This window comes from Brevibacterium antiquum CNRZ 918 (genome assembly GCF_900169145.1).
In the GTDB taxonomy this organism is placed as follows: Bacteria; Actinomycetota; Actinomycetes; order Actinomycetales; family Brevibacteriaceae; genus Brevibacterium; species Brevibacterium koreense.
The window spans coordinates 121,463-143,496 of the sequence record NZ_FXZD01000002.1; the positions used below are offsets into that span (position 1 = coordinate 121,463).

Genomic DNA, 22,034 nt, shown 5'->3' on the forward strand with positions numbered 1-22,034 from the left:
TCACAAAGCTATATTCAGCCTAGACCAAATCTACTTCGTACTATTTCTTGACTATCTCGACGACACGGCTGGGGATATCGAGGATTCCACCGTCGACGATGTGAATCTTCGGCTGAGACAGTCGGTACCGTTTCAACAGCTTCTTCGACTTCGCCAATTCAGCCTCGACAGAAGCGCCCTTGAGCGCGAGGATCCGTCCGTCAGGCCCCATCACTTCATGAGTCCATTCGATGAGAGTTGTCATGGCCTTGACCGCTCGCGAGGTCACGACGGTGAACATCTCCTCATCAACAAGTTCTTCGACACGAGCCCGGACGATACGAACGTTGTCCAGCCCCAAATCGTCGACGACCATTTTCAGCCATTCGACCCGCCGTTCCATCGGTTCGATGAGGACGACCTGTGTTTCAGGGCGAAGCAGGGCAATCGGAATTCCTGGCAGTCCAGCGCCACTGCCAACATCGCCGACGACATCACTGTCATCGATGAACTCAGCTACAACAGCACAGTTGAGGATGTGCCTGGTCCAGAGTCGGTCGATCTCACGAGGACCGATCAGTCCCCACTCAATTCCGGTGGTCGCCAAATGCTGGGCATACCGCGTTGCCGCTGGGTAGGCAGCTCCAAAGAAGTCTTCGGTACCTGCTGGGGGAACTTCGAGAGCGGAAATGTCAGTCATGGGCAGGACGGACGAGCACATGCCGGCCGTCACTCTCGCCTTCGGACTCCGACACCAAGCCGGCCTGAGCAACCTGATCGTGGATGATCTTGCGTTCAAAGCTGTTCATCGGTTTGAAGGCGAATTCGTTGCCCGATGCCTTGACATCTTCGATCGCCTGCTGAGCCTTCTTGATGAGCTCGTCACGACGACTATTGCGGAAGCCGTCGATGTCGAGCATCAGCCAGGATCGCTGACCGGTGCTGGTCTGAACAGCCAGCCGGCTGAGCTCCTGCAGAGCGCCGAGGGTCTTGCCATCACGGCCGACCAGCGTCCGCAGGTTGGAATTCTCGTCGTCCTCGCAGACGATCGACAGCTGAGCGCGACCGTCTCCGACATCGATGTCGATGTCGCCGTCGATATCAGCAAGGTCCATCAGTTCTTCGAGGTAGTCCGCTGCGATCTCTCCCTCTTCTTCGAGGAGCTCGGCCCTCGTCGGCTTCGCAGCTTTCTCGGCACCATTGTCTGCGGCACCATTGTCTGCAGCACCTGCGTCGACAGGCTCGTCGACGTTGTCATCAACAGTCGTGTCGACATTCTCTTCAGTCATGGTTCTTCCTCAGCGCTTGTTGTTCTTCTTGCGGTTCTTGCTCACCGGTTGCTGCCGCTGGCGGCTCTGGTTCGGGGTCGGCTCGACAGCTGTGTCGGTGCCGCCCTTGATCTCAGGCTGCTGAACGGGCTTGCCCTTGCGAGCCTTGCGCTCGAGCATCTCCTTCTCCGCCTTGGAGCCAGGGGCTGGCATGTTGCGGATGACCACGTGCTGCTGGCACATCGTCCAGGTGTTCGAGACAAGCCAGTAGAAGAGAACACCGAGCGGGAAGTAGAGGCCACCGAAGCCGAAGACGAGAGGCATCACGTAGAGCAGCATCTTCTGGGACTGCATCATCGGATTCGCCATAGCGGACTCCGACATGTTCTTCGCCATCATCTGCTTCTGAGTGACGAACATCGTCGATGCCATGATGACGATGAGCACACCGGTGAGGAGCTTGACACCGATTCCCGGTGTCTCCAAGAACGTCGCGGACAGGGAGATCCCAAAGACCGTCGACTGCTCGGCCTGTTGAGCCAGGGTCTGGGTGAAGCCACCGATGGCTCCGATCGACCCATCGGCCACCTTCGGCATGTTGTGAATGACTCGGAAGAGGGAAAAGAAGATCGGCATCTGCACGAGGAGTGGCAGACACGAGGCCCACGGGCTGGTCTTATTATCACGGAACAGATTCATCTGCTCCTCTGCCATGGCCTGACGCGAGTACTGATCCTTCTTACCCTTGTACTTGGCCTGCAGGCGCTGAATCTGAGGCTGCAGCAGCTGCATCTTCCGCTGAGACTTGATCTGATAGACGAACAATGGAATCAAGATCGCACGCATCACGAGAGTCAGACCCGCGATCGACAGCACCCAGGTCCATCCGTTCGCGGCTGGAAGGCCGATCGCGGTAAAGATCTCATGAAAGATCGCGAGGACCCAAGCAACTACCCACTGCAGTGGGTAGAGCAGCTTGTCCATCCAGTCCATTCAGTACTCCTCGTTACAACGATTCTTCACGATCGTTAATTTTGCCATTGTTCGCAGGTCTTCGCGACACAGAACTCTCGGTCCTGCTCTCGCACGTGCCGGAGGCGGCAGCCTCCGGGCTCTTCGTGATGCACAGATGCGCTGATCGGCTGCTGCACACAGGGCAAGTGTTGTCAGCGGCCCTCTTCGTCATGTATCGAAACTGAGCGGTTCTGACGGGCTGAACCGGGAACATGGTCCACCCCACCACGGGAAAAGGGATTGCATCGCAGTATTCGCCACCCAGTTAACACCATTCCCTTGAGAATTCCGTGTATCTCGAAAGCCTCCAGTCCGTACATGGAGCAACTGGGATAGTACCGACAGACCTGTCCGTACAGCGGAGACACCGTGACTCGATAAGCTCTGATGAACCACACGAATGGCATGCGCGGTCCGATTCGGATCACCCACCAGACTGTGGGCCAGAATCCGGCTGGTCTGCGAGGCACCTCCGAGGGGTGTTTCAGATCATGTTCGGCGTCCACGGCTCTCTAGCTTCTTCTGCGCCTTGTCCATCAGCATCGTGACCTCGGACTCAAGCACGGCGAAATCTGCTTCGGCCGCCTGGGGCAATGCTCTGACTACGAATAGAGCTCCGGGATCCAGGCTGTCGAGCCGGACCCGCATGATCTCTCGAAGACGACGCTTCACTCGGTTCCGTCGAACCGCGTTTCCAACGGCCTTGGATACGATGAAACCCACGCGTGCAGCGTGGGAATCATCACTAATTATCAGGCTGTGTGCCATCAAATGGTCCGAGCGCACGCGGACGCCAGCTTTGAAGACTCTTCTGAAGTCGTCTCCGCTGCGGATCCGGTGAGCCGCGGTGATCACACTTATGCCGAAACTTCGGCACGTCCCTTACGACGACGTGCGGCCAGGATCGAACGGCCGGCACGAGTGCGCATGCGCAGACGGAAGCCATGCTTCTTGGCACGCTTGCGGTTGTTGGGCTGGAAAGTACGCTTAGTCACTTCAAGTCTCCGATTTCTAGGTTGCGGTCGAACGGCTTTGCGTTCTCACAAAAAACGGCGGTGAGAATCTCGACCGCCGAGCACTCCTGTGCATAAGAGCCAAAAGATATTCAAGATAATCGGATGAAGCCCGGTACACAGGACACTCCATCTTAGCCAAGGTCAAAGTTGCTGGTCAAACTCGATGGCGATGTTTCACGTCACTGTCGCGAACTGTTCGCCGAAATTCATCACCTGCACATCTGCGGTCGTCCACAAGTAACAAGGGTGTAGTTTTCCACATGGTTATCCACCAGTGTGGAGGATTGCTGGGATGACTCGTCAGTTCTCCACAAACTGTGGAAAACTATGTGGAAGTCATGCACAGGTGTGGACCGCACCAAAGAGAAACGACGAAAACGGAGGAAGATTGACGGTGTCGAATTCCAAGAATGAGCTCATCAGCCAATGGCGGACGGTGGTCTCGACCCTGGATCAGGACCCCAGTCTCACCGCCCACCAAAAGGGCTTCCTCTCGCTCGCAGTGCCCAAGGCCCTCGTCGACAACGCACTGGTCCTACTTGCTGTCCGTGATGAGCACACGCGCAGAACCATTGAGACACGACTCCTCGTCCCTCTGACCAAGGAGTTCTCCCACGTTCTTGGTTTCGAGGTGACCTTCGGGTTCGTTGTCGATCCCGAACTCGACGTGCCGATCAGGTTCGAAGATCTCATCGGCGAGCCCACGCCGGGCTCGCCGATCGAAATCGATCCGGAAACATCCACCTCGGCGATGGGATCGGCCGGAGCACCTGCCTATGCGCCGGCACAGGCCTCATTCACTCAGCCTCAGTCACCGGCCCCATATAACCGCGCGCCACATCCGCAGCCGCAGGCACCCAGGTACGACGACGTTGGACCGGCACCCAGCAATGGGGCGCCTGTGGAGAGAACGACGCGAGAGATGAAGATCGCCGAGGCGACCGCCGCCCAGCCCACCCCACCGGTCGAGGTCCCCGGCGTCGCCCAGCTCAACCCGAAGTACACCTTCGACACCTTCGTCATCGGTGCGTCCAACCGCTTCGCCCATGCTGCGGCCTTCGCCGTGGCCGAGGCGCCGGCCAAGGCCTACAACCCGCTGTTCATCTACGGCGATTCGGGACTGGGCAAGACACACCTGCTGCACGCGATCGGCTATTACGCGACACAGCTCTTCCCCGAGATCCGAGTGAAGTACGTCTCGAGCGAAGAGTTCGTCAACGACTTCATCAATACGATCGGTTCGTCGAAGACCTCGAACTCTCTGCGACCTGCGTTCCAGCGTCGCTACCGCGAGGTCGACATCCTGATGATCGATGACATCCAGTTCCTGCAGGGCAAGGATGCGACGGTCGAAGAGTTCTTCCACACATTCAATGCTCTGCACAATGAGGTCAAACAGGTCGTCATCACCTCCGACAAGCCGCCGAAGATGCTCAAGGGCTTCGAAGAGCGTCTGCGCTCACGCTTCGAATGGGGCCTCCTGACAGATGTGCAGCCCCCGGACATGGAGACGCGCTTCGCGATCCTGCGACGGAAAGCGGCTGGCGAACAGCTGGATGTTCCCAATGACGTCCTCGAATACATCGCATCGCGGATCTCCTCTAACATCCGCGAGCTCGAGGGAGCACTCATTCGGGTGACAGCCTTCGCCAACCTCAACGATCAGCAAGTCGACGTCAGTCTGGCCGAGACCGTCCTCAAAGATTTCATCACCCAGGACGACACCCCGACCATCACCGCTGCCGACATCATGGGTCAGACCGCTGCCTACTTCAGCCTCACCCTCGATGACCTGTGTGGCACATCCCGCTCTCGGACCCTGACCACTGCCCGCCAGATCGCAATGTATCTGTGCCGTGAACTCACGGAGCTGTCCCTGCCGAAGATCGGCCAGGCCTTCGGCGGCCGCGATCACACCACCGTGATGCACGCGAACAAAAAGATTCGAACTCAGATGGCTGAACGACGGGCGGTCTACACTCAGGTCACCGAGTTAACAAACCGCATTAAACAGCAACATCGCCTATAGAACACGGTATACACATCTGTGGATAACCATGGGGACAAACCACGTATCCTGGGGATAGAATGGTGGATAACTCCACGTTGTGAGTGGACGGCTGTGAACTACATGGATGTGCTTACCCAAGCGCCCACCGAAGCATGCGTGAGCGTACACAGGGGATCCACACCCTCCGAGGTCGCTCAGCCCTTGATTACTAGGGCGTAACAGTTGGTTGTCCACACACTCCACAGGTGCTAATACTTCTACTCCATGAATTGAAGTTGTAAGAGGGTGACCGCCACCGACTGCATCGGCTTGGTCGGAAGCTCTCGAGTGAGAGCTCGACACAAGCTCAGCGCACTGACAGTTATTCGAACACATGGTTACAGCCGATTCTCGAATGCGAGATCCTTCGGGTCTTGGTCCGAGCGGAACCTGTGGCCGATCATGATGTTGGCAGCCCGATGCCGGGAAGCTGAGATTTCCGATAGGCTGTGTAAAGTTTTCCGAGCAACGTCAAGCCAGTGACTTGAGTACGTCGGGTGGCCACCCCGAAGGAGTAAAGTGAACGCCGAAGCATCTCCCCTGAAGTTCAAAGTCAACCGCGATGTCCTTGCCGATGCGGTGACTTGGGCTACCAAGACCCTCCCCAGCCGTCCTTCCGCGCCGGTGCTCACCGGCATTCTCATCACTGCTGAGGCTGGTGGGACCGTTCGTCTCTCCGTCTTTGACTACGAAGTCTCGTCCCGAGTCGAGATTGCAGCTGATGTTGTCACAGCCGGCACTGTTCTCGTCTCCGGTCGACTCCTTGCCGATATCTCTAAGGCTCTGCCGAACCAGGAAGTCACCCTCGAACAGATTGATTCGAAGGTCGATGTCACCTGCAGCTCGTCTCGGTTCTCGCTGATGACGATGCCTGTCGGCGAATACCCAGCACTGCCTCAGGTCCCCGATGCATCGGGAACCGTCTCAGCTGGTGAATTCCAGAACGCCGTCTCACAGGTCACGATCGCGACATCGAAAGATGACACTCTGCCGATCCTGACCAGTGTTCGTGTTGAGATCGAAGGCGAGAAAGTCACACTTCTGGCCACCGACCGCTACCGGCTCGCTGTTCGTGAATTCACCTGGAACCCCGGTCGTCCCGACGTCTCCGCAGTCGCTCTTCTGCGCGGACGGACACTGTCTGATGTGTCGAAGTCGCTGGGCGGTGATGTCACGATCGGCCTGAGCAATGATGCGGGCAAGGACCTCATCTCCTTCACCTCGGCGGGGCGGGTCACAACCTCACTGCTGGTCGAAGGTGAATACCCCAAGGTACGTTCCCTGTTCCCCGATTCCGTACCGATCCACGCGATCGTCGAAACGGGTGTTCTACGTGAGGCCGTCCGTCGTGTCTCCCTCGTCGCCGAACGAAACACACCACTGCGCTTCGAGGTCAGTGATGGAACGCTCACGCTCCATGCCGGAAGCGGCGACGATGCTCAGGCATCGGAAGCCGTCGAGGCAGTGCTGCAGGGTGACCCGATCACTGTCGGCTTCAACCCGCACTACATCGCCGAAGGTCTGGCCGCCATCGAGAGCCCGTATGTGAACTTCTCGTTCACACAGCCGATGAAACCCGTCATCATCTCGGGTCAGAGAGATCTGGACTCGTCGGCCGACGAGTCGTATCGATACTTGCTCATGCCAACGCGTATCTGAATGTGGATATCCCGACTTTCGCTGCGTAACTACCGGTCATATCCCGAACTCGACCTCGAGTTCGAACCCGGGGTCACCACATTCGTGGCCGACAACGGAACCGGCAAGACCAATATCGTCGAAGCCATCGGGTATCTGGCCCATCTGCGTTCTCATCGAGTTGCCTTCGATGCACCGCTGGTCAATGAGTCCGCGCAGACGGCAACCGTGTCCGCTCTCGTCAACCGCGATCAGCGTCATGCCACGGTGGAAGTCTCGATTCAGTCGAAGGGTGCCAACCGGGCAAGGGTCAACCGCTCCCCGGTGAAGATGAAGGAGATACTCGGACTCGTCTCCTGTGTTGTCTTCGCACCAGAGGATCTCAGCCTTGTCCGGGGCGAACCAGCAGAACGACGGTCGTGGATCGACACCCTGGTTGTGTCCCGCAACCCTCGTTATTCTTCGGTGATCACGGATTTCGAGCGTGCTCTCAAACAGCGCAACGCACTGCTCAAACGTCTGCGGGAGGACCGCGACCCCGGACTCGAAGCTACGTTGGACATCTGGAACATGGCCTATGCGGACTCCGCCTCCGAGCTGGTCTACGGCAGGCAGAGGATCCTCGCCGATATCGTCGAGCCGCTGCAGAAGAACTTCGCCCATATCGCCGCCGATGCTCGACTGGAACGCCAAGGCATCAAGGCTCGATACGATTCACGCATCGACTATTCACAGGCCGGATCCGCTGCCGAATGCCGGGAGTTGCTGTTGGCCGCCCTTGAGCGCAGGCGCACCACAGAGATCGAACGGGGTCTGACCCTGCACGGTCCCGGGCGCGATGATCTGGCGCTGACGATCGGCGATCATCCGGCGAAGGGCTATGCCTCACACGGCGAGACATGGTCGCTGGCGCTGGCGATGCAGCTGGCCGGATGGGATCTGCTGAGTTCCGATGCCGGGTCGATTGCCGAACAGCCAGTCCTCGTCCTCGACGATGTCTTCGCCGAACTCGACACCGGACGTCGGAACCGACTGGCCTCACGGATCACTGCTGCTGAGCAGGTATTCATCACTGCGGCCGTCGACGGAGATCTGCCCGACGGGCTTGAGGGCCGCAGAATCGGTCAGGAGCGTCTGCTCCCATGAGCGGCATCGAGAAGGACACCTCGACTCCGGTCGCAGCACTCGAAGCCCTTGACCGCGTCCGTCGGATGGAAGCGACCGAGGCGAAGTTCGTCCGCAGCCGTCGCAGGTCACGGCTGCGAGGAGAAGCCGTCTACACGTCGGCGGGCAAAGACAAACGTGATCCGGCAGCGATCTCATCGGCACTGGGAAAGCTGATCTCCGCCCGAGGCTGGTCGTCGTCGATCGACATCGGCAAGGTGCTGGGCCGGTGGCCCGATCTGGTGGGAGAACAGGTGGCGATGCACTGCAAACCTGTGGATTTCTCCCCTCCACTGCTGATCATCGCCGCGGACTCAACGACGTGGGCGACTCAGCTTCGAGTCCTCAAGCCCACGATCCTGAGAGCTTTGGAGGCGGGCCTCGGCTCACAGACGATCACGGAGATCGAGATCCGCGGACCACGGGGACGCAGCTTCAAGAAGGGTCGGCGCAGCGTGTCCGGTCGGGGACCACGTGACACCTTCGGCTGAACGCGGGAGTCCATCTGAGATTCGACGATCGGCTGAACTTCGGCAGAGGATTTCTGGAGTCTGTGCGGAGGCCGAGCTGAAAACCATAGAGGGCCTTAAACGGCGATAGCCGGTCCCGTTCGTGCCCGGGGGTACATCTGAGGCTTCAAAATTCCGCAAATGTACCTTAATGGGCCGCTTACGGGCATTTCCGGTCTTGGCGCGGTAGAATAGGTAGCTGTTAGCGCCCACCCGCACTAGGAGTCATATGACGACCGAGGATCTACCCCACTACGATGCCGGGGATATTACGGTACTTGAGGGTCTCGAAGCAGTTCGCAAGCGACCTGGCATGTATATCGGTTCGACTTCGGAACGCGGTCTCCACCACCTGGTTCAGGAAATCGTCGACAACTCCGTCGATGAGGCGATGGCCGGGTACTGCACTCACATCGAGGTGACGATCCTCGCCGACGGCGGAGTCAGAGTCGTCGATGACGGGCGAGGAATGCCGGTGGCGATGCACCCCACTGAGGGCAAGCCCACGGTCGAGGTGATCCTGACCATTCTGCACGCTGGCGGTAAGTTCGGCGGAGGCGGCTATGCTGTGGCCGGCGGTCTGCACGGTGTGGGTTCGACAGTGGTCAATGCGCTGTCCGAACGTCTTGACGTCGAGGTCCGGCGCGATGGCTACGTCTGGAACATGAACTTCGAGAAGGGTGTGCCCACGGGTGAGCTCACCCGTGGCGACGAGACTTCCGAGACCGGCACGATGGTGACCTTCTGGCCGGACTCGACGATCTTCGAGACCACCGACTTCTCTTACGAATACCTGCGTGCCCGCTTCCAGCAGATGGCGTTCCTCAACAAGGGTATGAAGATCAGCCTGACCGATGAACGCCACGTTCAGATCGATGATGACAACGTCCAGATCGACGAGGACGAAGAGGCAGACGCCAAACCGCGTGAGGCCACGTACCACTACGAACACGGTCTGCTCGACTACGTGCAGTACCTGAATGCGACGAAGAAGGCCGATCTCGTCCACCCGGATGTCATCGTCTTCGAATCTGAGGAACCCGGAGAGACACTCTCACTCGAGATCGCCATGCAATGGACGACGTCCTACAGCGAATCGGTCCATACCTATGCCAACGTCATCAACACCCATGAGGGCGGTACGCACGAAGAGGGCTTCCGCACGGCACTGACCTCACTGATCAACAACTACGCTCGTGAACAGAAACTCCTGCGGGAGAAGGACGCGAACCTCACCGGTGACGACATCCGTGAGGGTCTGACCGCAGTCATCTCGGTCAAGCTCGGCGATCCGCAGTTCGAGGGCCAGACGAAGACGAAACTGGGCAACTCAGAGGTCAAGGGCTTCGTCCAGCGTGTTGTCCGCGATGAGCTCGGTCACTGGATGGAGTCCAACCCGGCTCAGGCTAAGGACGTTGTTCGCAAGGGGCTCCAGGCATCCCAGGCGAGACTGGCTGCGCGCAAGGCCCGCGAGGCCACACGGCGCAAGGGACTGCTCGAATCCTCGGGCATGCCCGGCAAGCTCAAGGACTGCCAGTCCAAAGACCCGACGATCTCGGAAGTCTTCATCGTCGAGGGTGACTCTGCCGGCGGTTCGGCAACGCAGGGGCGCAATCCCAATACCCAGGCGATTCTGCCGCTGCGCGGCAAGATCCTCAATGTGGAGAAGGCCCGACTCGACCGGGCTCTGGGCAATAACGAGGTCCAGGCCATGATCACCGCCTTCGGCACGGGCATCGGCGAAGAGTTCGATCTTGACAAGTTGCGTTACCACAAAATCGTGCTCATGGCCGACGCGGACGTCGATGGTCAGCACATCACGACGCTGCTGCTGACCCTGATTTTCCGCTACATGAAGCCGCTCATCGAGCACGGTTACGTCTATCTGGCCACGCCTCCGCTGTATCGGCTCAAGTGGTCGAACGCCCCTCATCAGTTCGCCTACACCGACAATGAACGCGACGGCCTGCTCGAAACCGGACGAGCTTCCGGCAAACGGCTGCCCAAGGACATGGCGATTCAGCGCTACAAGGGTCTGGGCGAGATGAACTACGAGGAGCTGTGGGAGACCACGATGGATCCTGACCACCGGCTGCTCAAGCAGGTGTCGCTCGACGATGCGATCGTGGCGGACGAGATCTTCACGGTGCTCATGGGCGATGACGTGGATTCACGTCGACGTTTCATCCAAGAGAACGCGAAAGACGTTCGCTTCCTCGACATCTGATCCTCACCGTCGGTTCTCGACCACTGTCGAGAGCCGACGGTCATACAGACTCTCACGAACTCATTCACCGCCGTGCTGCGCGGGTTAAGACACAAGGGAAGAGCCCACATTGGCTGACGAAAACGATATCGGAACCGAAATCAACCGTGTCGAACAGGTTGATCTCAATCTGGAGATGCAGAGGTCGTACCTCGATTATGCGATGAGCGTGATCGTCGGCCGCGCCCTGCCGGATGTCCGCGATGGACTCAAGCCCGTCCACCGGCGCGTGCTGTACGCGATGTTCGACGGCGGCTACCGCCCGGACCGCAACTTCTCGAAGTGCTCACGCGTCGTCGGCGACGTCATGGGCCAGTACCACCCGCACGGCGATACGGCGATCTACGATGCGATGGTCCGCCTCGTGCAGCCGTGGACAATGCGCTACCCGCTCGTCGCCGGACAGGGCAACTTCGGCTCACCGGGTGATGACGGCGCTGCCGCCCCGCGTTATACCGAGTGCAAGATGGCTCCTTTGGCCCTTGAGATGGTCAGGGACATCGAAGAGGGCACTGTCGACTTCCAGGACAACTACGATGGCCGCAACCAGGAGCCGACGGTTCTGCCCTCGCGGTTCCCGAACCTGCTGGTCAACGGTTCCTCGGGTATCGCCGTGGGTATGGCCACGAACATCCCGCCGCACAACCTCCGTGAGGTCGCGGCCGGGGCTCAGTGGCTTCTCGCTCACCCCGAAGTCAGCAAGGAAGAGGCACTGGAGGCGCTGCTCGGCATCGTCAAGGGCCCCGACTTCCCAATGGCTGCGACGATCCTGGGCCGCAAGGGCATCGACGACATGTACCGGACCGGCCGCGGTTCGATCACGCAGCGCGCTGTCGTCGAGGTTGAGGAGATCCAGGGACGCACGTGCTTGGTCGTCACGGAACTGCCGCATATGGTCAACCCCGACACCCTGGCCGCGAAGATCGCCTCCTACGTCAAAGACGGCAAGGTCGCCGGCATCGCGGACCTCCGTGACGAGTCCTCGGGACGCACAGGACAGCGTCTGGTCATCGTGCTCAAGCGCGATGCGGTGGCGAAGGTCGTGCTCAACAACCTCTACAAGCACACGTCACTGCAGGAGAACTTCTCAGCGAACATGCTGGCGATCGTCGACAGCGTGCCGCGCACCCTCAGTCTGGACTCGTTCCTGCGCCTGTGGGTCAAGCACCAGATCGAAGTCATCGTCCGACGCACCGAATTCCGTCTGCGCAAGGCCGAGGAGCGCGCGCATATCCTGCGTGGCTACCTCAAGGCACTCGATGCCCTCGACGAGGTCATTGCTCTGATCCGTCGTTCACCCTCTTCCGATGAAGCTCGTACAGGTCTGATGGAGCTCCTCGAGGTCGATGAGATTCAGGCCAATGCCATTCTTGATCTGCAGCTGCGCCGCCTCGCCGCCCTGGAACGCCTGAAGATTCAGGAAGAGGCAGACAAGATCGAGCAGCAGATCGCCGAGTTCAAATACATCCTCGCGACTCCCGCCCGTCAGCGTGAGATCGTGTCGGAAGAACTCGATGAGATCGTCGAACGCTACGGCGACGACCGCCGGACAAAGATCCTGGCCGGATTCGACGGAGATGTGTCGATGGAAGACCTGATCCCGGAAGAAGAGGTCGTCGTCACCATCACCCGCGGCGGATACGCCAAGCGCACCCAGAATCACCTGTACCGGGCACAGCACCGTGGTGGTAAGGGCATCAAGGGCGCAAACCTGCGTGGAGATGACGTCGTCGAGCAGTTCTTCGTCACCTCCACACACAACTGGCTGCTGTTCTTCACGAACACCGGTCGCGTCTACCGGGCCAAGGCCTACGAGCTCCCAGAAGGTTCACGGGATGCCAAGGGTCAGCACGTGGCGAACCTGCTCGCTCTGCAGCCGGGTGAGACGATCGCCAAGGTGCTCTCCATCCGAGACTACGAAGAAGCCGACTTCCTCATCCTGGCCACGCAGTCCGGTGTCGTGAAGAAGACCCGTCTGAGTGAGTACGACTCGAACCGCACAGGCGGCGTCATCGCGATCAACCTCCGTGAGTACAAGGGACAGCCAGACGAGCTGGTCTCCGCACGGATCGTCAGCTCCGAGGACCACCTTCTGATGATTTCCCGCAAGGGAATGTCGATCCGGTTCGCGGCCGACGATGACTCGATTCGCCCCCTGGGCCGAGTCACCGGCGGTGTGACCGGAATGAAGTTCAAGGGCGATGACGAGCTGCTGACCATGGATGTCATCCAGCCAGACACCTTCGTCTTCGTTGTGACAGAGGGTGGCTATGCCAAGCGGACTCCGGTCGATGAATACCGTCTGCAGGGCCGTGGTGGCCTGGGAATCCGGGTTGCCAAGATCACGGAGCAGCGCGGAGACTTGGTGGGCGGACTGATCGTCGATGAGGGAGAAGAAGTCCTCGTCGTCATGGAACGCGGTAAGATCGTACGGTCGAATATCGATGAAGTTCCGGCAAAGGGACGCAACACCATGGGTGTGGTGTTCGCGAAACCGGGCAAGAATGATCGTATTATCGCTGTAACGCGTGGACCCGAGACCGTGGTCGAAGAACTTGACGAAGAAGCTGAGGAACCGGAAGGTGAGGACGTAGAGCCTCAGACCGGCAGCGAGGATGTGGAAGAGTGAGCGAGAACAAACAGCCAGGCTCAGGCAAGATCATACGCACGTCCAGTGGCTCCACCCGCTTGACAGCAGGATCGTCGAAGGACGGGGAGAAGGCTGATCATTCTTCCGGCTCCGATGACCCGGGCGGCTCCGGCGAATCGGCGGGCTCGAATAGATCGGCAAGCTCGGGTGAATCGGGTACTGCACCCGATAGGAACCGAGTCGTTGCTCCCCCTACGCCCAAGGCCTCGCCGAAGCCCAGCAAGGCTCCCTCGGCCGGTCAGTCCTCAGCCGGTTCGGCCTCCGGCCGGCAGCCCTCTGCCGGGACCTCCACCGGTGGCTCGACGCCTTCGAGTCAGGCAACCGGTTCGCAGAACTCAGCGTCCGGAAGTGGTCCGGCCACCTCGGCGATGGGATCAGCGTCCAACACCATTCGCGCCAGCTCCGGCAGCGTGAAAATGGGCGTCAAGAACATGGTCGACAGCGGCAAGGGCAATAAAAAGAAGAAGGGCCCGCGAACGGTTCGCCTCACCGTGTCAGCGGTGGACCCATGGTCGGTCATGAAGATGTCGTTCCTCATGTCTGTGGCCATCGGCATCGCCACCATCGTGGCATTCGTCGTGCTCTGGGTCGTCCTCCAGGCCACGGGCGTCATGAGCGGTCTGGAAACGACGATCTCCGAAGTTGCCGGCGCGGAATCGGCCGAGAAGATCGTCGGGATATTCGGTTTCGGACGAGTTGTGGCCGCCGGCTTCATCATCGCAGTCATCAACATCGTCCTGATGACCGCCCTGTCCACTCTCGGTGCGTTCATCTACAACATCGGATCCCTCATCGCGGGTGGATTCCATCTGACACTGACCGACGACTGAGACCTGCGGCAGCCTCTTTCGGTGCTATGTGCTCCTACCTGCTCCCAGAACCTGGCGGCGGCTCGGAATCCCAGTCTGGGAATTCCGAGCCGCCGTCGGGCGGTTCCGGGGAGGATCGCAGAGTATTATGGGGTCATGTGAGGCGAGTCACTGTCAGCCGATTTGTGTTGGAATGACCCGTTGGGTATCGTTTTACTTCGGGTTCACCCCCTGAAAAGGGCCTATAGCTCAGGCGGTTAGAGCGCTTCGCTGATAACGAAGAGGTCCCTGGTTCAAGTCCAGGTAGGCCCACATCCTTTCGAGGAGGATCATGAAGAAGTGGATTCTCAGTGGTCTCACGCTTGTGGGACTCGGAGTTTTCTTCCGGTGGCGGCACGGTAATCTCAGTGCCCAAGCCGAATGGTCCGAACACACCGACTCGGTGTGAAGGTGAATCCCGTTTGGGGGTATGGCGCAATTGGTAGCGCACCTGCTTTGCAAGCAGGGGGTTAGGGGTTCGAGTCCCCTTACCTCCACCAGATGACGAAGGCTCCGGACCGAATCGGTCCGGAGCCTTCGTTGTGAAGAACTTCCCTCGTGCCCCGCACTCTCTCCACTTCCGGTCTCTTTTCGCTCTCTGTTCGGAATAAGTCCGCCCTCATCATTGTTGCCTGCTACATCCGCGAATGTCGTTCGCAGTTTCCGAACTCGCACTCGCCTTCCGGGGCAGATGGCTGCAGAAGCCAGTTCGGCCCTTGATCACATCACTCGATCGGAGTTCCTCTTTGTCCAGCGACACTTCGCCCTCCCGTACCAACGACGCGCAGGCTGACGCCATCGATCCTGCCGGGATGCGGGTGATCTGGCTGCTTCTGGTGGCTGCCTTCGTTGCGATCCTCAACGAAACGACGATGGCCATCGCGATCCCAGAGCTCAACGTTGCCCTCGGTATCCCTCCGGAACTCGGTCAGTGGTTGACCAGCGCGTTCATGCTCACCATGGCCGTCGTGATTCCCACCACCGGTTTCCTCCTGCAGCGCTTCACCACCCGTCAGATCTTCCTGGCGGCAATGATTCTGTTCTCCGCTGGCACCCTGATCTGTCTCGTGGCTCCGGGCTTCACCGTCCTACTCGTCGGACGCGTCGTCCAGGCTGCGGGCACCGGCATCATGATGCCCCTGCTGATGACAACGATCATGAATGTCGTCCCTGCCCACTCGCGCGGTCGGATGATGGGTCGGGTCGGCCTTGTCATCTCGCTCGCTCCCGCAATCGGTCCGACGATGTCGGGCATCGTGCTCGACTCCCTGGGATGGCGTTGGCTGTTCGCCATCGTCCTCCCCATCGCGCTCATCGCCCTCGGCCTCGGCGCTAAGTGGATGACCAACCTCGGCGAGAGCACCCATGCTCCGATCGACTACGTCTCCGTCGTGCTCTCGGTCTTCGCCTTCGGTGGCATCGTCTTCGGCCTCAGCCAGTTCGGCGGAGGACATGGCGGCGATGCAGGTGGAGGCTCTTCAACCGGCTTCGCGTGGACTGCGATCGCCGCCGGGCTTGTCCTCCTTGCCCTCTTCGCCTGGCGACAGCTGATCCTGCAGAAGGAAGATCGGGCGCTGCTGGACCTGCGCGTCTTCTCCGCGAAGAACTATGTCATCGCAGTCGTCATCATGGCCGTCGTCTCGCTGGCCATGTTCGGTACCTTCTCCCTGCTTCCGCTGTACCTGCAGAACGTCGCTGGACTCAACGCCACCCAGTCGGGTCTCGTCCTGCTGCCGGGATCGATCCTCATGGGCGTCCTCGCTCCTGTCATGGGCCGCATCTACGACGCACGAGGACCCAAGACTCTCCTGGTCCCAGGATCGATCATGATCGCCGCATCGATGTTCTCCTACTCCATGGTCGGCATCGGCACGCCCACGTGGGTGCTCGTCGTCATCCAGACCGTCATGTCGCTGGGACTGGCCGCGTCGTTCACGCCCCTGTTCTCCGCCTCGCTGGGGTCACTGGACCGGAAACTGTACTCACACGGATCTGCGGCGCTGAACACCATGCAGCAGGTGGCAGGAGCTGCCGGAACCGCGCTTCTCATCTCCATCTACTCCTCTGCCCTGCACTCGGGTGAGGCGGCAGGACGCTCCGTCGCGGAGTCAGGTTCGCCGGGAGCGCACAATGCGTTCCTGTTGGCCGCAGTCATCGCCCTGGTGCCCGTGGTGCTGTCGTTCTTCATCAAGAAGCCCGAAGATCAGGAAGACGCCCCCGCCGAGGAGGTCCCCCTGGTTCCGGAGACACCTGCCACATAATCTGAGGATGAGTTGACCCAAGGTTCCTGCCCATCTGCACGTGTGGCGCTGTGGCAACGACCTGAACTAGAGTCATCGGCGTGAATTCGAAACGCTGGCAGCACATCATGGAATGGCCACTCGTGGTCGCCGCGCTCACCTTCCTCGGTGCCTACAGCTGGCAGGTGATCGGAGCGCCCACCGGCATATATGCCCAACTCGCTATGGCCTTGGTCATCATCACGTGGCTCGTCTTCGTCATCGACTACGTGGTCAACCTCTGGCTCGCCGAGGATCGCTGGGCCTGGTTTCGTCACCATCTCTTCGATCTCGCAGTCATCGCCCTGCCGTTGCTGCGGCCCCTGCGAGTCCTGCGGGCCATCACGGTCCTGCACATCCTCAACCGCACCGTCGGCACCGCTGTGCGCGGGAAGATCCTCATCTACACCGCTTCGGCGTCAGCACTGCTCGTCTACGCCGCTGCACTCGCCGTCCTCGACGCCGAACGCGGAACCGAATCGGCGATCAATTCCTTCCCCGATGCGATCTGGTGGGCCTTCGTCACCGTGACCACCGTCGGCTACGGGGACATGGCGCCGATGAGCGGGTTGGGCCGGATGCTCGCTGTGTGCCTCATGCTGGGTGGGATTGCTCTGCTCGGCGTCGTCACCGGCACGCTGGCCTCCTGGATCGTCGAGAAGGTATCGACGGATGCGGAGGAGAACCAATCAGCCACCGTCGCCCACATCCATGCCCTCGAGGAGTCGATCGCGGCACTGACACTCCAGGTCGAAACCATCGGCGGGCAGGCGCAGACAGGATCGGAATCGCTGAGGCACACCGGTGATCGATTCGAGGACTCGACATATAGCGACCCTGCGTAAGAATCTTCGGTGATTGCTCGGGCCACGGGTGATTGTCTGAAAACGAGGGGTTTACGAAGATTGCCGACACCGGCCCCGAGGTCGGGGTGCCAAGCGCGTGTAGATGGGCCTGGAGGGGTCTTCGCAGGTCGTTGCCGTTGCTTGTGGACCACAGCCGATTTCGCACGCACCGTTCAAGCGGGTAATATCGGCCTGTGCTCTGAGGGGGTATGGCGCAATTGGTAGCGCACCTGCTTTGCAAGCAGGGGGTTAGGGGTTCGAGTCCCCTTACCTCCACTCGAGAAGCTATTGAGACAGCACTCGTAAAAGAAGATCCCGCCGACAGCGATATGGACGCTGTCGGCGGGATCTTTGTCTATTCAGATTCGAGGATCGGTCCTCAGGCGTGAACGCGGATCAGGTGTTCGTTTGTGAACGCCTGGAATGCCCACTGGGCGTTCTCGCGACCGTAACCCGAGCGGTTGATGCCGCCGAACGGGTATTCGGGACCGGACTCCATGTGGGAGTTGATCAGCGTCATGCCGGCGTTGATCTTGGCGCCGAACTGCTGACCCTTCTCGAGGTCATCGGTCCACACCGAGCTCATGAGACCGTATTCGGTGTCATTGGCCAGACGCAGCGCATCCTCTTCGTCCTTGGCCCGGTAGACCATGACCGCGGGCCCGAAGAGCTCGTTGCAGCCGAGATCGGACTTCGGATCGATGTCAGAGATCACTGCAGGGGACATGAACCAGCCCGGACGGTCGAGCTTCTTACCACCGGTGTGCAGTGTGGCACCATCGGCCACGGCCTTTTCGATCATGGCCAGGATGTCATCGCGAGCACCCTCGGAGGAGACCGGGCCCATGCCGACATCGGGGTCATCAAAGGTCGAGACCTTCGTTGCCTCGGCGGCCTTGACGGCCTCGGCGAGGAACTCGTCGTAGAGATCGTCGACGACGATCATGCGCTTCGGTGAGGTGCAGACCTGACCGGCGTTGGCCAGACGCAGACCGACGAGCTTCTTGGCCAGTGTGGGCACATCCTTCGAGTCGAGGACCACGGCAGGATCGTTGCCACCGAGCTCGAGAACGGCGCGCTTGTAGTACTTCGCGGCGATGGAGGCCACGGAAGCACCCGCGCCCTCGGAGCCGGTGAGCGAGAAGCCCTTGACGCGGAAGTCCTTGAGGACCTCCTCGGCGTGAGAGCTGTCGAGGTAGATGTTCTGGTAGACGCCCTTGGGCAGACCCGCCTCGGTGAGGAGATCCTCGAAGTACTGTGAGGACTTCGGGCAGATCGACGCCTGCTTCATGATGATCGCATTGCCGACCATGAGGTTGGGCAGCACGAAACGCGCGATCTGGTTGTACGGGAAGTTCCACGGCATGATCCCCAGCAGCACACCCAGCGGCTGGTGGCGGACGTAGCTGCTGGCAGCACCCGCTGCGGCGAGGTGTGTGGGAGCCAAATGAGTGTCGGCATTGTCGGCCATCCACCGTGCCGTGCGAGCGACCTTGTCGACCTCGCCGAGGCCCTGCTTCTTGACCTTGCCCATCTCACGGCCGATGATGTCGGTCATTTCGTCGGCATTGGCATCGACGAGGTCAGCGAACTTGTGCAGGATCGCGCCGCGCTCGTGCAACGGCGTCTCCTTCCACACAAGATGAGCATCGTGGGCACGGTCGATGTAGCCGGGGATGTCTTCCTTGGCGACGGAGGCGAACTCCTCCTCGACCTCACCGGTATTGGCATTTGTGACTGCGAACTTGCTCATGAAACGTCCTCTCGCGCGTAGGAATCGACTTTGTAGTCTCAACAAGAAGAATGACGTGCGCATTCCACAAGGGCAAGTCGGTCTCAAACTCGCTCTGGCTCGCAGAGACTAAAGTGACTCAGAAACGCCGAGGAGCAACGATGTCCCACCAACGCAAACTGTGCTATTTCGTCGCAGTCTCCATCGATGGTTTCATCGCCGGCCCGGATGGAGGCGATCCGAGCAGTTGGTGGCCGATCACCGATGACTACATCGACTTCATTCGCACGGAGTATCCGGAGACCTTGCCGGGCCCCGCCAGGGAGGCGCTGGGCGTGACGGGACGCGGACACCATTTCGATACGGTCGTCGAGGGCCGAGGATCCTTTGCGATCGGTCTTGCCGCCGGACTACCGGATGCCTACCCGCATCTGCGTCATCTCGTGGTCTCTGCCTCGCTCGATTCGGTCCCCGGCTCCGCTGTCGAAATCGTCAGAGACGATCCCGTGCAGCGGATTCGGGAGCTCAAAGGTGAGCCGGGGAAGGATATCTGGCTCATCGGCGGAGGGACGCTGGCTTCGAGCCTGCGTGCTGAGATCGACGAACTCATCATCAAACTCGGTCCCATCACCCTCGGAGCGGGTGTGCCGCTCTGGGGCGTTGAGTCCGACTTCGACAAAGAGATCTGGACGACTACCGAGGTGCGAGCCTTTCCCGGTGGAATGACCCTGCTGCGCTACGCCCGCTCAGGCGATGGCGTCTGAGGACTGTTCGAACCTCGCGACACCGATACGAGCACTCCAGACTCGTTCGACCCGGATCGCAACCGCGACGAGGACCAGGGAGGCCAGGGCGAGGAGGATCGCGACGACGACGGGGGCCTTGAACCCCCAGCCGAGTGCGATGACGCCGGCGCCGAGTGCTGGCCCGATGGCATTGCCGACGTTGAACGCCGAGGTGTTCACGCTGGCGGCCAGTGTCGGTGCCTGAGTGGCGATCTGGAATACGCGGGCGTTGAGCGCCCCCGCGATCGAGAAGCCGCTGGCGCCGATGAGGACGATCATGACGATCGCCGCCCAGCCGGTGTCGGCCACCAGCCACAGGGCGAAGAGACTGAGCGCCAAGGCCGCGAGGCTGCCGATGATATTGCCGAAGATGTTCTTATCGGCGAAGCGTCCGCCCACGACGACTCCGATGAAGGCACCGATGCCGAAGGCTGCCAAAACTCCGGGGACGAGGTCGTGGGAGAGCCCCGCCACCTGAGTGAGCAGGGGCGAAAAGTAGGAGAAGGCGGCGAAGACCGACGCCTGGAACAGCGCGGTCGTTGCCAGAGCCAACCAGATTCGCGGTCCCTTGAATGCCGCGAGCTCCGCCTTGAGAAGAGTGGGCAGATGCTGGTTCGACCCGGTTTCCTCGTCAGCCGGGTTGCGAACAGTGAGCCCGATGAGGACGGCGGCGAGAGCAGTGACGACTGCGACGGCCCAGAATGTCGCCCGCCATCCGTACTGCGTGCCCACCCAGGTGCCCACGGGAACGCCCACGAGGTTCGCAACGGTCAGGCCGCCGACGAGGCTGGCCAGGGCACGACCCTGCACCTTCGCGGGGGCAATGCGCGTCGTATGGACAGCGGCCACGGCCCAGAACCCGCCGCAGGCGATGGCCGCCAGGACACGGGTGACCATGAGGATCGAATAGCTCGGCGACAGCGCGGCCAGGATGTGCAGGGCGGAGAATGCAATGATCGAGATGATCATCGTCGCCCGACGCGGCAGCCTGAGCGTCAGCAGCGCCATTGCCGGTGCTCCGCCGATCATTCCCACAGCGAATCCGGTGATGAGCAGGCCAGCCTGTGGGATGCCGACCTGCAGATCGGCACTGATGGGCTCGAGGATCCCAGCGATCATGAACTCGCTGGTGCCGAGGCAGAAGATCACCGCTGCCAGGAGGTAGACCTGAGCCGGGACACGCACTCGTGCTTGAGTCGAAGTCGTCACTGTGCGCTGCTTTCGGTTGCGATGAGGTGTCCGGGAGAATTGCGGCCATATGTGTGGGATGCCGTGTGGTCGTGAAGTGCCCTGAGCCCCTTGCGTGTGCACAGTCCTTCGACGAACGCGGTCGCCTGAGACTGGACGCTGTCGGCGGGCATCACCCGAGCGGCGATCCTCAGCCCGGCGAGCACACTGCTGAGGAGCTGTGCATGCACCTTCGCATCCAGCTCGGAGCGGATGTGGCCCTCGACCTGCCCGCGTTCCAGGACGAACCGATACGACTCCAACCAGGCCTGGTGATCGGGATCGAGGATCGCGCACACCGCATCGACCTCACGGCCGAGTTCGGCCGCAGTGTTCGCCGACAGGCACCCGACCCGTGCCTCGTCCTCGCACTGTTTGGCCAGTTCCCCGCCGAGGCGGTGCATGATGAGCCTCGGGGCCGGTGCTGTTCCTGTGCGCAGCTCCTCCCGGGCCGAGATTCCTCTCGCGGTGTAGTCACGCAGGGCCCGCAGGAAGAGCGAATCGAGGCTGTCAAAGGTGTTGTAGAAGCTTGAGCGGCCGATGTTCGCACGCTCGCAGACCAGGCCGACGTCGGTGCCCGTATAACCATGCTCGCTGAAGACGGCAATGGCGGCGTTGATCACCGCCTGCTCGTCGAAGTTCTTCCTCCTGCCCATGGAAAGAGATTAAATTGTTTTGGACACAACTGTCCAATTAGTGCTCGGAGCATCATCGGATGAATGCTGACACCGTCTGTCAACAGCCGCCGGGCATCAACAGCAGGT

19 protein-coding genes and 3 tRNA genes are annotated in these 22,034 nt (G+C 60.4%); 13 read left to right on the forward strand and 9 right to left on the reverse strand.

Going from position 1 to position 22,034, the window contains the following annotated elements; genetic code table 11:
- Positions 1 to 40: 40 nt before the first annotated feature.
- The 6 genes from rsmG to rpmH form a co-directional block, all read right to left on the reverse strand.
- A complete protein-coding gene (rsmG, locus tag BANT918_RS03205) occupies positions 41 to 679 on the reverse strand; it encodes a 16S rRNA (guanine(527)-N(7))-methyltransferase RsmG (protein WP_233430335.1) in 639 nt (212 codons plus the stop codon).
- Positions 672 to 1,268, reverse strand: coding sequence for a protein jag (locus BANT918_RS03210; protein ID WP_101618924.1), 597 nt, complete (start codon positions 1,266 to 1,268; stop codon positions 672 to 674). The genes rsmG and BANT918_RS03210 overlap by 8 nt, the downstream gene beginning before the upstream one ends.
- A gap of 9 nt (positions 1,269 to 1,277) precedes the next feature.
- On the reverse strand, positions 1,278 to 2,240 hold the full coding sequence (gene yidC / locus BANT918_RS03215; RefSeq protein WP_101618925.1) for a membrane protein insertase YidC: 963 nt from the start codon (positions 2,238 to 2,240) through the stop codon (positions 1,278 to 1,280).
- A gap of 173 nt (positions 2,241 to 2,413) precedes the next feature.
- Positions 2,414 to 2,668 carry a membrane protein insertion efficiency factor YidD gene (yidD, locus tag BANT918_RS03220; RefSeq protein WP_101618926.1) on the reverse strand — a complete coding sequence of 85 codons (255 nt, stop codon included), beginning with the start codon at positions 2,666 to 2,668 and terminating at the stop codon, positions 2,414 to 2,416.
- A gap of 82 nt (positions 2,669 to 2,750) precedes the next feature.
- Positions 2,751 to 3,116, reverse strand: coding sequence for a ribonuclease P protein component (gene rnpA / locus BANT918_RS03225; RefSeq protein WP_101618927.1), 366 nt, complete (start codon positions 3,114 to 3,116; stop codon positions 2,751 to 2,753).
- 2 nt (positions 3,117 to 3,118) lie between these two features.
- Entirely contained in the window at positions 3,119 to 3,256 is a 138-nt protein-coding gene (rpmH, locus tag BANT918_RS03230; RefSeq protein ID WP_101618928.1) for a 50S ribosomal protein L34, read from the reverse strand.
- Positions 3,257 to 3,671: 415 nt separating this feature from the next.
- On the opposite strand from rpmH, the gene dnaA reads away from it, so the two are divergent.
- From dnaA to BANT918_RS03290, 12 genes are all read left to right on the forward strand, one after another.
- Positions 3,672 to 5,306 (forward strand): chromosomal replication initiator protein DnaA, encoded by a 1,635-nt coding sequence (dnaA, locus tag BANT918_RS03235; RefSeq protein ID WP_101618929.1) that lies wholly within the window; start codon positions 3,672 to 3,674, stop codon positions 5,304 to 5,306.
- A 540-nt stretch (positions 5,307 to 5,846) separates the two neighbouring features.
- Positions 5,847 to 6,986 (forward strand): DNA polymerase III subunit beta, encoded by a 1,140-nt coding sequence (dnaN, locus tag BANT918_RS03240; RefSeq protein ID WP_208617987.1) that lies wholly within the window; start codon positions 5,847 to 5,849, stop codon positions 6,984 to 6,986.
- The gene (gene recF, locus BANT918_RS03245; RefSeq protein WP_096177555.1) at positions 6,987 to 8,111 is read left to right on the forward strand and encodes a DNA replication/repair protein RecF; all 1,125 of its coding nucleotides are present in this window, start codon (positions 6,987 to 6,989) and stop codon (positions 8,109 to 8,111) included.
- Positions 8,108 to 8,620: a DUF721 domain-containing protein gene (locus BANT918_RS03250; RefSeq protein WP_096177554.1), complete on the forward strand. Its 513-nt coding sequence runs from the start codon at positions 8,108 to 8,110 to the stop codon at positions 8,618 to 8,620. The genes recF and BANT918_RS03250 overlap by 4 nt, the downstream gene beginning before the upstream one ends.
- Before the next feature lie 247 nt (positions 8,621 to 8,867).
- Positions 8,868 to 10,865 carry a DNA topoisomerase (ATP-hydrolyzing) subunit B gene (gene gyrB, locus BANT918_RS03255; protein ID WP_096161511.1) on the forward strand — a complete coding sequence of 666 codons (1,998 nt, stop codon included), beginning with the start codon at positions 8,868 to 8,870 and terminating at the stop codon, positions 10,863 to 10,865.
- Positions 10,866 to 10,974: 109 nt separating this feature from the next.
- Positions 10,975 to 13,533: a DNA gyrase subunit A gene (gene gyrA / locus BANT918_RS03260; protein WP_096146181.1), complete on the forward strand. Its 2,559-nt coding sequence runs from the start codon at positions 10,975 to 10,977 to the stop codon at positions 13,531 to 13,533.
- Positions 13,530 to 14,384, forward strand: a complete 855-nt coding sequence (locus BANT918_RS17640; protein ID WP_233430336.1) for a DUF3566 domain-containing protein — start codon at positions 13,530 to 13,532, stop codon at positions 14,382 to 14,384. Before gyrA ends, BANT918_RS17640 begins: the two co-directional genes overlap by 4 nt.
- Positions 14,385 to 14,601: 217 nt before the next feature.
- Positions 14,602 to 14,675 (forward strand) — tRNA-Ile (locus BANT918_RS03270).
- Between the two features lie 151 nt (positions 14,676 to 14,826).
- Positions 14,827 to 14,902: transfer RNA gene (locus BANT918_RS03275), tRNA-Ala, on the forward strand.
- Positions 14,903 to 15,214: 312 nt separating this feature from the next.
- Positions 15,215 to 16,663 (forward strand): MDR family MFS transporter, encoded by a 1,449-nt coding sequence (locus BANT918_RS03280; RefSeq protein WP_101619220.1) that lies wholly within the window; start codon positions 15,215 to 15,217, stop codon positions 16,661 to 16,663.
- A gap of 80 nt (positions 16,664 to 16,743) precedes the next feature.
- Positions 16,744 to 17,526, forward strand: coding sequence for a potassium channel family protein (locus BANT918_RS03285; RefSeq protein ID WP_208617988.1), 783 nt, complete (start codon positions 16,744 to 16,746; stop codon positions 17,524 to 17,526).
- Positions 17,527 to 17,729: 203 nt separating this feature from the next.
- Positions 17,730 to 17,802 (forward strand) — tRNA-Ala (locus BANT918_RS03290).
- A gap of 103 nt (positions 17,803 to 17,905) precedes the next feature.
- Here the strand turns inward: BANT918_RS03290 and BANT918_RS03295 are convergent.
- Complete coding sequence (locus BANT918_RS03295; protein WP_101618930.1) at positions 17,906 to 19,279, reverse strand: NAD-dependent succinate-semialdehyde dehydrogenase; 1,374 nt, start codon at positions 19,277 to 19,279, stop codon at positions 17,906 to 17,908.
- A 140-nt stretch (positions 19,280 to 19,419) separates the two neighbouring features.
- Here BANT918_RS03295 and BANT918_RS03300 point away from each other — a divergent pair, with 140 nt between their 5' ends.
- Positions 19,420 to 20,022, forward strand: coding sequence for a dihydrofolate reductase family protein (locus tag BANT918_RS03300; protein WP_101618931.1), 603 nt, complete (start codon positions 19,420 to 19,422; stop codon positions 20,020 to 20,022).
- Here BANT918_RS03300 and BANT918_RS03305 read toward each other — a convergent pair.
- Complete coding sequence (locus BANT918_RS03305; RefSeq protein WP_101618932.1) at positions 20,005 to 21,252, reverse strand: Cmx/CmrA family chloramphenicol efflux MFS transporter; 1,248 nt, start codon at positions 21,250 to 21,252, stop codon at positions 20,005 to 20,007. The two genes, BANT918_RS03300 and BANT918_RS03305, sit on opposite strands and share 18 nt — an antisense overlap.
- Positions 21,249 to 21,926 carry a TetR/AcrR family transcriptional regulator gene (locus BANT918_RS03310; RefSeq protein ID WP_101618933.1) on the reverse strand — a complete coding sequence of 226 codons (678 nt, stop codon included), beginning with the start codon at positions 21,924 to 21,926 and terminating at the stop codon, positions 21,249 to 21,251. Before BANT918_RS03310 ends, BANT918_RS03305 begins: the two co-directional genes overlap by 4 nt.
- Between the last annotated feature and the right edge of the window lie 108 nt (positions 21,927 to 22,034).

Excerpts from the sequence above, each read along its gene's own strand:
- rsmG (WP_233430335.1), bottom strand. The coding sequence starts at position 679 with ATGACTGACATTTCCGCTCTCGAAGTTCCCCCAGCAGGTACCGAAGAC.
- BANT918_RS03210 (WP_101618924.1), bottom strand. The coding sequence starts at position 1,268 with ATGACTGAAGAGAATGTCGACACGACTGTTGATGACAACGTCGACGAG.
- yidC (WP_101618925.1), bottom strand. The coding sequence starts at position 2,240 with ATGGACTGGATGGACAAGCTGCTCTACCCACTGCAGTGGGTAGTTGCT.
- yidD (WP_101618926.1), bottom strand. The coding sequence starts at position 2,668 with ATGCCATTCGTGTGGTTCATCAGAGCTTATCGAGTCACGGTGTCTCCG.
- recF (WP_096177555.1), top strand. The coding sequence starts at position 6,987 with ATGTGGATATCCCGACTTTCGCTGCGTAACTACCGGTCATATCCCGAA.
- BANT918_RS03250 (WP_096177554.1), top strand. The coding sequence starts at position 8,108 with ATGAGCGGCATCGAGAAGGACACCTCGACTCCGGTCGCAGCACTCGAA.
- gyrB (WP_096161511.1), top strand. The coding sequence starts at position 8,868 with ATGACGACCGAGGATCTACCCCACTACGATGCCGGGGATATTACGGTA.
- BANT918_RS03280 (WP_101619220.1), top strand. The coding sequence starts at position 15,215 with ATGCGGGTGATCTGGCTGCTTCTGGTGGCTGCCTTCGTTGCGATCCTC.
- BANT918_RS03295 (WP_101618930.1), bottom strand. The coding sequence starts at position 19,279 with ATGAGCAAGTTCGCAGTCACAAATGCCAATACCGGTGAGGTCGAGGAG.
- BANT918_RS03300 (WP_101618931.1), top strand. The coding sequence starts at position 19,420 with ATGTCCCACCAACGCAAACTGTGCTATTTCGTCGCAGTCTCCATCGAT.
- BANT918_RS03310 (WP_101618933.1), bottom strand. The coding sequence starts at position 21,926 with ATGGGCAGGAGGAAGAACTTCGACGAGCAGGCGGTGATCAACGCCGCC.